This is a genomic window from Vibrio taketomensis, assembly GCF_009938165.1.
Taxonomy (GTDB): domain Bacteria; phylum Pseudomonadota; class Gammaproteobacteria; order Enterobacterales; family Vibrionaceae; genus Vibrio; species Vibrio taketomensis.
In genome coordinates this window covers 665406-678606 of sequence record NZ_AP019649.1, presented here as the reverse complement: position 1 = coordinate 678606, position 13201 = coordinate 665406, and the positions used below count along the sequence as shown (strand labels likewise).

11 protein-coding genes, 4 tRNA genes and 1 pseudogene are annotated in these 13201 nt (G+C 46.0%); 11 read left to right on the top strand and 5 right to left on the bottom strand.

What is annotated here, in order from left to right:
• Positions 1-13 precede the first annotated feature (13 nt).
• Positions 14-904 (top strand): LysR family transcriptional regulator, encoded by an 891-nt coding sequence (locus Vt282_RS03175; protein WP_162047002.1) that lies wholly within the window; start codon positions 14-16, stop codon positions 902-904.
• 124 nt (positions 905-1028) lie between these two features.
• Positions 1029-1343 carry a YebG family protein gene (locus Vt282_RS03170; RefSeq protein ID WP_162047003.1) on the top strand — a complete coding sequence of 105 codons (315 nt, stop codon included), beginning with the start codon at positions 1029-1031 and terminating at the stop codon, positions 1341-1343.
• Positions 1344-1427: 84 nt separating this feature from the next.
• Here the strand turns inward: Vt282_RS03170 and vexH are convergent, their stop codons facing one another.
• Positions 1428-4547, bottom strand: a complete 3120-nt coding sequence (vexH, locus tag Vt282_RS03165; protein WP_162062534.1) for a vibriobactin export RND transporter permease subunit VexH — start codon at positions 4545-4547, stop codon at positions 1428-1430.
• Entirely contained in the window at positions 4547-5599 is a 1053-nt protein-coding gene (locus Vt282_RS03160; RefSeq protein ID WP_162062533.1) for an efflux RND transporter periplasmic adaptor subunit, read from the bottom strand. The genes vexH and Vt282_RS03160 overlap by 1 nt, the downstream gene beginning before the upstream one ends.
• 270 nt (positions 5600-5869) lie before the next feature.
• On the opposite strand from Vt282_RS03160, the gene Vt282_RS03155 reads away from it, so the two are divergent.
• From Vt282_RS03155 to Vt282_RS03115, 9 genes are all read left to right on the top strand, one after another.
• A tRNA-Tyr gene (locus tag Vt282_RS03155) sits at positions 5870-5954 on the top strand.
• Positions 5955-6035: 81 nt separating this feature from the next.
• Positions 6036-6120 (top strand) — tRNA-Tyr (locus tag Vt282_RS03150).
• A gap of 79 nt (positions 6121-6199) precedes the next feature.
• Positions 6200-6284, top strand: a tRNA-Tyr gene (locus tag Vt282_RS03145).
• 81 nt (positions 6285-6365) lie between these two features.
• Positions 6366-6449, top strand: a tRNA-Tyr gene (locus tag Vt282_RS03140).
• A gap of 245 nt (positions 6450-6694) precedes the next feature.
• Positions 6695-7438: a copper homeostasis protein CutC gene (locus Vt282_RS03135; protein WP_162062532.1), complete on the top strand. Its 744-nt coding sequence runs from the start codon at positions 6695-6697 to the stop codon at positions 7436-7438.
• Positions 7439-7524: 86 nt separating this feature from the next.
• Entirely contained in the window at positions 7525-8472 is a 948-nt protein-coding gene (locus Vt282_RS03130) for a LysR family transcriptional regulator (protein ID WP_162062531.1), read from the top strand.
• 73 nt (positions 8473-8545) lie between these two features.
• Complete coding sequence (locus Vt282_RS03125; protein WP_232055089.1) at positions 8546-9166, top strand: hypothetical protein; 621 nt, start codon at positions 8546-8548, stop codon at positions 9164-9166.
• Between the two features lie 47 nt (positions 9167-9213).
• Positions 9214-9888, top strand: coding sequence for a hypothetical protein (locus Vt282_RS03120; RefSeq protein WP_162062529.1), 675 nt, complete (start codon positions 9214-9216; stop codon positions 9886-9888).
• A 24-nt stretch (positions 9889-9912) separates the two neighbouring features.
• A complete protein-coding gene (locus tag Vt282_RS03115) occupies positions 9913-10413 on the top strand; it encodes a hypothetical protein (RefSeq protein WP_162062528.1) in 501 nt (166 codons plus the stop codon).
• Here the strand turns inward: Vt282_RS03115 and phoU are convergent.
• The 3 genes and pseudogenes from phoU to pstA all read right to left on the bottom strand — a co-directional run.
• Positions 10410-11108, bottom strand: coding sequence for a phosphate signaling complex protein PhoU (gene phoU / locus Vt282_RS03110; RefSeq protein WP_162047011.1), 699 nt, complete (start codon positions 11106-11108; stop codon positions 10410-10412). The two genes, Vt282_RS03115 and phoU, sit on opposite strands and share 4 nt — an antisense overlap.
• Before the next feature lie 83 nt (positions 11109-11191).
• Positions 11192-12010 (bottom strand): phosphate ABC transporter ATP-binding protein PstB, encoded by an 819-nt coding sequence (pstB, locus tag Vt282_RS03105; protein ID WP_162047012.1) that lies wholly within the window; start codon positions 12008-12010, stop codon positions 11192-11194.
• Between the two features lie 2 nt (positions 12011-12012).
• Positions 12013-13170 (bottom strand): annotated as a pseudogene (gene pstA, locus Vt282_RS03100) (phosphate ABC transporter permease PstA); the annotation flags it as partial.
• Positions 13171-13201: the final 31 nt, after the last annotated feature.

The window sequence follows — 13201 nt, the reverse complement described above, 5'->3', positions numbered from 1 at the left end:
AATTACTAGCACAATGGCCGTTAATATCTCACTGAAACAGCTCAAAGTTTTTGCCACTATTAATCAATACGACACCCTAACTGAGGCTGCGGAAGCGTTGTATCTTTCCAAAGCGGCGGTGAGTATGGCACTGTCGGAACTCGAAAAACAACTGGGACATTCTCTGTTTGACCGAGTCAACAAACGCTTGGTGCTCAATCAAGAAGGACAAAAGCTACTGCCACTGGTCGATGAACTTCTACACCGTGTGCAAGATATTGAGTTACTCCTCGATGACGATTCAACGCTAACCGGCCAGCTGCGCATAGGCGCCAGTGATACCATTGGTAACCAAGTAGCCCCTTATCTGCTGAGCGATTTTCGTCAAAAAACGGGGCACCAAGCACAAAGCCTGTTTATCTCTAACTCAGCGCTCATTTGCCAAAAACTGGTCGACTATGAATTAGATTTAGCCTTAATCGAAGGCAAAACACTGCATCCTGAGCTCAATTCAACCCAATTTAGCCAAGATGAAATGTGCATCATTTGCAGCCCTAACTCACCACTGGCCAAACTTGACTCACCAAGCGTGGGAGATTTGGAAAACAGCGAATGGGTATTGCGTGAAGCGGGCTCGGGTTCACGAGAGTTTTTCTTACGAGCTATCGCGCCACGAATCGAACACTGGCATGAAGCGTTTGAATTAAATACCACCGAAGCGCTGATCAATAGTGTCTCAGCTGGTTTAGGTTTGGGGTGTTTATCCCGTCTCGCAGCAGCAGCAGCGATCAAAGATGGTCGAGTGGTGACCATTGAACTACCTCTTGATATGCAGCGCAGATTTTGGCTACTAGTACACAAAGAGAAATACCAAAACCCATTATTAAAAGCCTTTATCGACTTTTGTTATCAATGGGCGCGCTAACACTCGTATTTATCGACAGCCTGTTAAGAGTGCAGCAACTTCAAGGCGCAAGGCTAGACTTCGCTGGTTAAAAACTGTATAAACAGCCAGTAATCAAACATTCATTAGAGCTAGAGGAACAACCATGGCTGTAATCGTTAAGTACGTGGTAGAACGCAACGGAGAAGAGAAAATGACTTTTACCTCTAAAGCGGACGCTGACGCATATGACAAAATGCTGGATATGGCAGATGAGCTTTTCGCACTATTAGGTAAAAGCGAGCTACTAGAAGAAGATGAAGCTAAGCAAGAAGACTTAGCCATGTTCTTAGCACAGAACAAAGAAGAAGTGCTTTACGCTCTTGGTGCGAAACGTCGTCCTGCACCAAAAAAAGCGAAAAAAGTAGCAGCAGTTGCTGATGCAGAAACTGAAGAAGAACCACAAGAAGACGCTGCGTAATCGCCGTTTCTATTCTTCTAAAGACAAAAAAACCGAGGCACTTGCCTCGGTTTTTGTTTATTCGCTGTCGGTCAATCTTAGAGACTAAATATCACCGTGCGAAACACGACCTTTGGTATCATGGTCAAGTTCACGATTAAGCTCTGCTTCTACGTGACCTGGCGATTTCGTCGAAGCTGAGATTAAGCGATACATCGCAGGAATAACAAACAGTGTTACCAGCGTCGCAAAGCCCATACCAAAGAAGATTACGGTACCAACGGCCACACGGCTTTCATAACCCGCGCCAGTCGAAACGATCAGCGGAATCGCACCAGCTAGCGTAGTAAATGCAGTCATCAGAATCGGACGCAAACGACGCGCAGAGGCATCAATCACCGCCTTCTCAAACTCTAATCCACGATCACGAAGCTGGTTGGCAAATTCAACAATCAAAATACCATTTTTGGTTACCATACCGATAAGCATGATCATACCGATCTGGCTGTAGATATTAAGACCTTGTCCCATGATAAAGAGACCAAGGAAACCACCGAATACCCCCATCGGAACAGTAAACATTACTACTAGTGGGTTGATAAAGCTTTCAAACTGAGCTGCCAACACCAAGTAAGCAACCAATAACGCTAACGCAAACACCACCACGATGCTGGATTGGTTCTCTTTGTAGTCTTTTGACTCACCGGAGTAACTAATGCTGATGTCACTTGGAAGCTTATCAATCGCTTGTTGATCGAGATAATCGAGCGCATCACCCAAGGTGTAACCATCCGATAAGTTCGCTTTTAATGTCACTGACTTTTGCTTGTTGTAGTGCGACAAACGCACCGCTGAAGCGACTTCCTCAATCTTGGTCACTGAGTCGAGTGTCACTAACTCACCCGATGCAGTTCGCATATAGATTTGAGTTAAGTCAGCCGCGTTGTTAAAGCTGTTTTCATCACCGCGCAAATACACGTCATACTCTTCACCGCGTTCGATAAAGGTCGTTTCACGTTTACCGCCAAGCATAATCTCTAGCGTATCAGAAATATCAGCCACACTAATGCCAAGCTCTGCAGCACGCTGCTTATCTACCGTGACCAATAGTTCTGGCGTTTTCTCTGAGTAATCAATCTCTGCGCCTTCCATAAATGGTGATTCTTCAGCCAGAACTTGCAGCTGCTCTGCGTATTTTTGTAACTCTTGATAGTCAGAGCCACCCAATACAAACTGCACCGGCTCACTTGAACCGCCTCTAAAGCCCGGCATAAATGGGAACACACGTACATCGGCAATACCATGCAGAGCTTTACGAATTTCACCTAATGCCTCTTGCGCGGTTACCGTGCGATCATTCCAGTCTTCTAGAATCATGATCACAAAGCCCGTTTGGTCACCCGCCATACCGCCAAATGCTGGCGATTGCAGAGAAAACGACTTCAAGTAACCCTGACCTAACAATGGCATCAAACGATTTTCTACGTCATCCATGTTCGCCGCCATGCGGTTGTAACTGGTTGCATCTGCACCACGCACAAAGGCAAAGATAACGCCGCGGTCTTCACTTGGGGTCAGCTCTGCTGGCACTTGTTGCATTAAACCGTAACTACCACCGATACAGGCAAGGATAACCAGAGGCGCCGCCCATTTTGCTTTAAGTGCATAACCTAACAGCTTACGGTAACCCGCTTCCAAACGACCAAATTGACGATCGACAAATTGAGTGAAACGGCCCGGTTTCACATTCGCTTTGAGGATCTTACTGCCCAGCATTGGGGTTAGAGTCAGTGCAATCAGCGATGAGAAAATCACTGACATTGCCAGCAACACTGAGAACTCGGTAAAGAGCAAACCAACCATGCCGTCCATAAACGAGATTGGCAGGAACACCATCACCAAAACCAAAGTGGTTGCGATTACCGCAAAGCCTACTTCACGAGTGCCTTTGTAAGCAGCAAGTAGTGGTCTTTCACCACGTTCAATATGGTGGAAAATATTCTCTACCACTACGATCGCATCATCCACCACCAGACCAATCGACAGAATCAGCGCCATTAGGGTGATAAGGTTGATTGAAAAGCCAAAATAGTAAGCGGCAATAAACGAAGAAATCAGAGATACCGGTACGGTCACCGCAGGGATCAATGTCGCTCGCGCTTGACCGATAAATACATACAGCACTAATACCACTAAAGCACCGGTAACAAAGAGGGTGCTGTACACTTCAGATATTGAGCGCTCGATAAATACCGTTGAATCATAGTCAACAGCAAGACGCGTGCCTTGAGGTAAGAACTTCTGTACCGCCTCTACTTCTGAATGTACGCGTTGCGCCACTTCGAGTGGGTTCGCATCAGACTGCGGCACAATACCTAAACTGACGTTAACCACACCGTCGCTTTTGAAGGTCGAGTTTTCGTTTTCAGCACCAATGTACACATCAGCAACATCTTTTAGGTAGATTGGTGTGTTGTCGCTAGCACGACGTACCACTAAGTACTCAAAATCTTCCACATCTTGGTAAGTACGTGCCGTACGTACAGCCATGACAGTTTGATCATTACGAACCTGACCACCCGGGCTTTCCAAGTTTTCGCTGCGTAGCGCCTGAGTAATATCTGCCGTCGTCACGCCGCGACCCGCCATCAATGCCGGCTTGAGTTTGACGTACATAACCTTGTACAAACCACCTGAAATATCAACCGAGCTAACGCCAGAAATCAGGCTAAAGCGGTCCATCAACACACGCTCAACGTAGTCAGTAAGTTGGGTGCGGTCCATTTCAGATGAGCTGAGGTTAATATAGAGTGAAGCCTCACCCGATCCGTTGTTCTTATATACAATCGGATCGTCCGCTTCCTCTGGCAGAGCCCTTTGCGCACGGGCTACCGCATCACGCACATCACTAACCCCGGTGTTAAGGTCGTAGCCGAGCTCAAAGGTGATAGTAATGCGTGACATACCATTGAAGGTACGGGAAGTAATTTCATCAATGCCACTGATCCCCGAGAGCTGCTCTTCAAGCACTGAGGTAATCTGACTTTCCATGATGGTGGCTGAAGCGCCTTGATAACGAGTCGACACCGAAACCACTGGGTTTTCGATATCTGGCATTTCGCGCACCGCCAGTTTAGAGAAGGAAACAATACCAAACACGCACAACAGCATGCTCAGTACCAGTGCCGAGACTGGCCTTTTTACCGAAACATCAGATAACCACATTATTGATCACCCTTTTTCTTCGGTGCGCTGCCTTGTTCGATAACGGTCGCGCCATCACGCATATTAACGATGCCCTGCACCACAATGCGCTCACCAATCTCGAGACCTTTGTTGATCACCACTTGGTTTTCAACACGTGCGCCTAAAATCACTTCAGTACGTGTCGCTTTATTATCTTCTCCAATCACATACACGTAGCGTTTAGTGCCAGAGTACTCAAGCGCTTGCACTGGAATGATTGGAGCGTTAATTGGCGCAAAGTCCATGTGAGCTGCCACCAGCATGCCTGGTTTTAGCTGCTGATCTTGGTTAGCAAAATGAATGCGTACACGAAGGTTCAAAGTTTCAGGATTAATACGTGAGTCGATACCCACAACTTCACCGTTAAAGACGCGTTCGCCCCATGCACTTGTTGTGGCCGTAACTTTCATGCCTTCGTTGATTTTAGAGAGGTAGCGCTCTGGAATTTGCAGATCCAGTTCCATGACGGAAAGATCATCTAATGACAACAATTCCATTCCTGGAGAGACCATTTTACCGCGGCTAAAGTCAATAAAACCAACCGTACCGGCAAACGGAGCGCTGATATGCAGATCTTTCAGATTTGCATTCGCTGCATCTAAACGTGCCTGTGCAATTTCAACGCTGGTTTTTTGTGCATCAATTTCCGTTTGAGTGATGGCATTGCGCTTCACGAGGCGTTCAAACTCCGCCAGTTTTCGCTTTTCATCTTTTAGATAGGCGCTGGCTTCTTTTACTGAAGCGCGCGCCTTATCATCGTTCAATTGGATAAGTAACTGACCCTTTTTGACCTGCTGATTGGCTTCAACCGCGATGTTTTCAACCTTACCCGAAGTTTCAGGTGACACCATGACCGATTGCTCTGCTTCCAATTTACCCACGAGAGAAAGTGATTGTGAAACTTGGTGGGTTTGAACTTGCTCAGAAACAACGGTTATAGCCATCGGCCCTCGAGGTCCTTTCGCCAGCAGTGCCGGTGAAGCACTCAACATTGAAACCGTCAATAAGCTCAAAATCAGTTTATTTTTCATTGTTTGTATTCATCCAGAAAATTCTACCGAGTATTGTAAGCGTAAAGCGAGGGAGTAACGTCAAGGAATGTAAATCCTCCTACACTATTCGCAAATTTATTCGCTTATTTCGCCAGCGAAATGTTCATTTCTACGCTTCTTTGTCCAAAAAGGCATCATTCAACTCAAAAACCTAAGAAAAACGCTTTACAGTGTTTATGAGTTTGCTATGATGCGCTCCGAACTTGAGGGATGCGTTGGGAAAACGTCTCTTAAGTATAAAAATACCCTGGAGGGGTTCCCGAGTGGCCAAAGGGAGCAGACTGTAAATCTGCCGGCTCCGCCTTCGATGGTTCGAATCCGTCCCCCTCCACCATATTTCTTCTTGTGATATTGTCATGAGAAATAACTTGGTTGTTCGTGTTGGGAAAACATCAACTAAGTATAAAAATCCCCTGGAGGGGTTCCCGAGTGGCCAAAGGGAGCAGACTGTAAATCTGCCGGCTCCGCCTTCGATGGTTCGAATCCGTCCCCCTCCACCATATTTCTCTTGTGACATTGTCATGAGAAACAACTTGGTTGTTCGTGTTGGGAAAACATCAGCTAAGTATAAAAAACCCTGGAGGGGTTCCCGAGTGGCCAAAGGGAGCAGACTGTAAATCTGCCGGCTCCGCCTTCGATGGTTCGAATCCGTCCCCCTCCACCATATTTCTTCTTATGATATTGTCATGAGAAACAACTTGGTTGTTCGTGTTGGGAAAACATCAGCTAGGTATAAAAATACCCTGGAGGGTTCCCGAGTGGCCAAAGGGAGCAGACTGTAAATCTGCCGGCTCCGCCTTCGATGGTTCGAATCCGTCCCCCTCCACCATCTTCTAAAGCCAGCTCATCGAGCTGGCTTTTTTCATATCTGTCATTTGCATTTCGCTTCGCCTCTCTCACTCACCCACTTTTACACATCTTTGTTTTTTTACTCCTCTCCATCTGTAATGGCTCAATAAGATAAATATTGCTAATGAAAATTATTGTGGAAATCAATCTGCCGTTTTTTACCCTGTTCTACTGCGCCTAGTTCGCTACAATGCAATTGTCTGTTTTCCCTACGAGAATCTTGTTATGACATACCAAGTAGAAGTATGCATTGATAATTTAGAATCCCTCCATTACGCCATTGAAGGTGGTGCAAATCGCATTGAACTTTGTTCGTCACTTGCTTTGGGCGGCCTAACCCCAAGCTTTGGCTTTATGCGCCAAGCAGCCATACTCTCCAGCGTTCCGGTATATGCCATGATTCGCCCACGCCAAGGTGACTTCCTCTATAGTGAAGAAGACATTGAGTCAATGCTGCTTGATATTGATGCCGCTGCTCAAGCTGGCCTGCAAGGGGTGGTATTTGGCACGCTAACAGCAACCGGTGATATTGATATAGTGCAAGCTCACCGTTTGGCTGAACGAGCTAAAAGCCACAATCTTGGTATCACTTTCCACCGTGCGATTGATCAATGTGCCGATTATGCGGCAGCAATTGAAGCACTCGCTGATCTTGGTTGTGAACGCATTCTGACTTCAGGCTTAGCCGCCAATGCCGAACTTGGTATCGAAGTACTGACACAAATGGTCAAAGTGGCAGATGGTCGTTTGGCAATTATGGCCGGTGCCGGCGTTAACCCTGAAAACGCAGCGCGTATTGCGCACGCGACAGGCGTTAAACAACTGCATTTGTCCGGCAAAACCACTCGTCCAAGTCACATGGAGCTCGTTGCTGAGCAAGCTAAAATGGGTAATCAAGATCTCGATGATTTCATCGTTCCGATCACGTCAAGTGACACTATTGCCAAAGTGGTGAATGCTTTAGGCTAACTGTCTGATCTAGCGCCCAAGCTCCTTGCGATGTTATGCTAATTAACATCGCAAGGAAGTGATTGGATAGCTACGCTAGGAGCAGTATGAACAAGAATTTATTTTTTAGCCTCGATCTCAATCTTCTGCGCACTTTTTTGGTATTAAACCAAGAACGCAATATGCGCAAAGCCTCCAAACGATTATTTGTTTCCCAGCCAGCAATTAGCCAAGCATTACAAAAACTGCGTCATCATTTTGATGATGAATTGTTTGTTAAAGTACATGGAGGTCTTGAAGCAACCCCCTTTGCAATTGAACTGGCAAACGCCATCACCCCGCACTTAGACGGGCTGGCCGCGAGTCTCAATCAAGCTGAAGAATTCAACCCACTGAGCTTGACACTAAATATCAAAATAGCCGTCTCTCCCATCGTCTTAGCCTGTCTTTCAGGAGCCCTATTTCATCAGCTGCAACAACAAGCGCCAAACGTGACGATCGAATTGGTCGCGTGGAATAAAAACACCTTTGATGAGATTCAAAACGACGAAATATTGCTTGGAGTGAACTACGATAATGAGTTTCCGAAACAAATTTACCGCAAACACTTAGTCGACCTCACGTCGAGAGTGATTGTGAGACACGACCACCCAGTGAACAAACCCCATGTCACTGCTCATGATATGAAAGGGTTTGATATCGCCTCCATCATAACCCCCGGCTGGAACGATGACTTTATCCTAGCCGCAGAGGTAATGCGACGTGAAGGCATTGAGGCCAATGTGAAATTTCGCACTGAGTTCACCATGGCCGCAGTCGAAGTGATCACTCACACTGATTTATTTATGCCACACTCAAATTTGTTCCCAATTCAACACTACCCTCACTTACGCTCGATGTTAGCGTTGGTTAATGGCGAAGAGTTGCAATACTCCGTCTTTACTTACTATCACAATAAGTATCGCAATAACCCACTAATCATTTGGCTCAATGAGCAAATCCAATCCGTACTACGTGCACAAATAGATAATAACCAGAGCTTATCAGCGTCATAATCAATAGCCATTAGTGTCAACTATCTCTTATCAATACCATAGTCGCAGGTTTTCAATGACTTTAGGTTTGATTATGAAAAAAGCACTTTTTACCACGACTCTGCTCAGTTCACTGGTTTTGATGGGTTGTTCATCATCGAATAACGATCGACATCCCGCAGACACTGAGGCTACCCCTGATCGCTTACCACCCACATGGCATGAACCTGAAGATGCCGTGAACACGCCTGAACGTTTACCGCCAATTTGGGGCGGACCGGAAGATACGGTTAATACTCCAGATCGTAATCCTCCTATGTGGAGTGGCCCAACCGATGATGGCAATACACCCGATCGTTTACCGCCAACTTGGCATGCACCGGAAGATCAACCCACTTGGGGCGGCCCTGAAACGAGCTACACCATCAATGGTGATAGCATCATCGACATAGATGGCAATCAATACACCATTACCAAACAAGAATGGCGTGATAACGAATTTACCGTCCAAGACAGCGATGGCAACGAATATACCGTACGTCGCATTAAATCTGGTGAGTACGAAGGTGGTTACTTTGTATTCTCAAAAGAAGGTGGATTCTATATTGGTGGTGACACCGTGCAAGGCGGGATCAACACCTTTATGGAAAAACCACAAACCCACATCGACCGTGATGCGATTCGCAACAACATTCGCCAACACCTAAATAAATAACCCATAAAAAGGCTCTCATTTTATGGGAGCCTATTTAAGGTAACTCGATGAAAAACATTTCAATTGTTTGTAGCGTCATGATGACCTGCTCTACTGCTACGGCAGGTATCAATCTTTCAATTGAAAAGGATGTCTCTGAAATCAATATCTCGGCCTCTGTCACGGATGAGATCTATCTGTCTATTGGAGCGGATACCGATGACTGGCTCGGGGTTGGCGTGGGATACAGCACCTTCTTAACACCCAATCTCAGTATTAATGCCTACTACGAGTATGGACTCTATGACGATTGGCTAATGAGCGAAATTGCCGAGATTGATGGTGTAAAAACCAAAAGCCATCTAATTGATCTCTCTATGACCCGCTATTTTAGTGATTTTTCACTTAAAGCAGGCGTGACCGCAGAGCGTATTCGCAATGGCTTCACTTGGCTAACCGTTGATGACGCGAATCAGTACTCGGTTTATCTGGGCGCCGCCAAATACTATCGCCATATTTATCTCGCAGGTCGCTACGAACACCACTACGCAACCGATGAATCAGACATGATCGATTTTAACCAAGGACATGCCAATGAGTGGGAACTGTCGATCGGCACTATGAAGCCCATTTGGTGCTTGTACCCATATGTCAAAGTGAGTCTTTTTAGCCCAAATGGCCGCTATTACGACATGCAAGATTCAGATCTTAGCTGGAGCGTTGGAGCTGCCATCTCATTTTAATCAACGATTCATTTGGGAGACATAATGCGAAAAATAATACTGTTTTTACTCGTTTCAGCCAGTTCCCATGCCTTTGCTAATGGCATTCACCTCTCACCGGAGGCGCGGTTAGGACCATATTGGGGCTCAGGTATTTCTGGAGGTGGTATACAGTTTGGGGTCACCGATACTTTCGGTTTAGATGCGCTTTACTTAAGCTACAGTCATTTATCCGCTGAATTTTTAACTGATCATGACAGATTAAAAACCTATCGAATTGGTGGGCAATATAATTTGCCGTCAACGCCAATGCTTGGTGTTCAACTCGAAATAGGTATGGTCGATTATGAAGGCTCAAGGACTATTTTTGATACTCAGTATCGCCAAGCAAAAGGAGTTAGCACTGCTTTTGCTTGGGTACTCGATATCAATGACAACTTGGGTTTTAGAGCAGGAATGGACTTGAACTTTATCAGTAAAAATAAGGCCTACCTAAGCAGCCCTGTTTCGACGACTTTCAATACTGGTATCGTGCTGCGTTTTTAACGCAGTGCATCATCAATGCTTTGTTCACCTAAATGTCTCACATCTTTCCCTTTCACAAAGTAAATGATGTATTCGCAGATGTTTTGGCAACGATCACCAACTCGCTCGATCGCGCGCGCAGACCACATCACTTGCAAAATTTGCGGAATATTTTTGGGGTCTTCCATCATGTAAGTCATCAGTTGACGAATCACCGCTTCATATTCGGCATCGAGGCGATCATCCATCTTATAAACGGCAGCGGCAGCATCCACATCCATACGTGCAAAGGCATCCAATACTTGATGCAGCATACTGACGGCTTGACGACACAAGGGTTCAAGCGAAACATTAAATTGCTTACTTTTATCGGCTGGATTTTCAATCGCGACATGCGCAATACGCGTCGCGACATCACCGATACGCTCTAGATCGGTAATAGTTTTGATGATGGCCATAATTAAGCGTAAATCTTTCGCTGTTGGCTGACGCTTGGCAATGATGCGAGTACACGCCTCATCAATCGAGACTTCCATCGCGTTAACTTTGTGGTCATCACGTACCACCTTTTGCGCCAACTCAGCATCCTCTTTATGCAGTGCTTGCATAGCAAAAGAGAGCTGCTGCTCAACCAAACCGCCCATGGTAAGTACGTGGGTACGAATCGACTCTAGTTCGACATTAAATTGGCCGGAAATGTGGCGTCCAAAGTTCATGGAAAAGGTGTCACTCCCTTAAGGATAGAGATAAAAATGAGCTATACCTCAATATAGCAGCAATTACTGCTATGGAAAGGGCTCTAGCCGTATCGTCCAGTAATATAGTCTTCCGTTTTAGTTTTCAATGGGGAAGTAAAAATAGAGTCTGTATCTGAGTACTCGATCAATTTCCCCATATGAATAAACGCCGTATGATCACTAACACGCGCCGCTTGCTGCATGTTGTGAGTCACGATCACCACGGTATATTTGGTTTTAAGATCGTTAATCAACTCTTCAATCGTTAGAGTGGAAATTGGGTCGAGTGCTGAGGTCGGCTCATCCAGCAACAGAACTTCTGGCTCAATCGCAATCGCCCTTGCTATCACTAAACGTTGCTGCTGGCCGCCAGACAAACCAAACGCATTTTCGTGTAATCGATGCTTCACTTCATCCCAAAGCGCAGCCGCGCGCAAAGACTCTTCTACCGCATCATCAAGCTGACGGCTATTTTTAACCCCTTGCAAGCGCAAACCATAAACCACATTTTCATAAATCGATTTAGGGAATGGATTAGGACGTTGGAATACCATACCGACTCGGCGACGCAAAGTCGCGACATCAACATCAGGGTTATAGACATTTCGACCATGCAGCTTCACTTCACCCGTGACTCGACATCCTTCAACGAGGTCATTCATACGGTTAATACAGCGCAATAACGTCGATTTACCACACCCTGACGGGCCGATAAATGCCGTCACTTGCCCTTTGGGAATCCGCATTGAAATATCGGTGAGCGCTTGGCTATTTTGGTAAAACAGATTGAGCCCCTCAATCGTGATCGCGGTTTGCTCATCACTGAGGTTGTTTACATCTAACGGAGCCTGATAGCCCAATGTTTGATTGACTGAAAACATGCTTAATCTTGTCCTAAGGTTCGGTATTTCTCGCGCAGATTATTACGAATACTGATCGCGGTTAAGTTAAGTCCAACTATCACGGTTACCAATAAGAATGAGGTAGCGTAGACCAAAGGTCGAGCACTTTCGATATTAGTGGTTTGAAAACCAACATCATAGATATGGAAACCCAAATGCATAAATTTACGCTCAAGATGCAAGTAAGGGAACTGGCCATCGACTGGTAAGCTAGATGCCAATTTTACTGCCCCAACTAACATTAGGGGGGCCACCTCTCCCGCCGCTCGAGCAACCGCAAGGATAAGACCAGTAATAATTGCTGGGCTCGCCATCGGTAGAACGATACGCCACATGGTCTCAAATTGCGTTGCTCCTAACGCGAGTGAACCATGACGAACAGATACAGGAATGCGTGACAAACCTTCTTCTGTCGCCACAATAACCACCGGCAAGGTCAATACCGCAAGCGTCAGTGCTGACCACAATAAACCCGGTGTACCGAAGGTTGGCGTTGGCAGTTGATCGGCGTAAAAAATATTATCGATAGATGCGCCAAGGGTATAAACAAAAAAGCCTAGACCAAACACCCCGTACACAATCGAAGGTACACCCGCAAGGTTAATTACGGCGACGCGAATAATACGCGTAAAGAGGTTGTTCTTGGCATATTCATGAATATAGATTGCCGCAATCACCCCAAGAGGCATCACGATCACCGACATGATCAACACCAAAAGTACGGTGCCAAACATCGCTGGGAACACTCCGCCTTCCGAGTTGGATTCTCGAGGATTCTCCGACAAGAACTTCCACGCTTGTTTGAACCAATGTAAGCCTTTATCCGTCAAGCTCATTTGATTAGGGAACCAGATATCAAGGATATGACTCAGCGGTAAAAACACGCGTTGACCGGTCATATCCTCAACCACTAAGCCCTGATCGGTCAGTTCACCTCGCAGATCATCAAGCTTGGCCTCTGCCAATGACAATTGCTGACTAAACTGTTGCGATTGAGCGTTATAGCGCCCCACATAATCTTCATCGAGTTGGTTGTTGAGCTCACGCTTGCGCTTTTCTAAGCGTAATTGACTCGCGTGCGAAGTAATGGCTTTCACTTCTTGAGCAATCACTCGTTGAATTTCTTCACGCACAACGTCACTAACAATCATGGCCTCACTAAGACGTGGT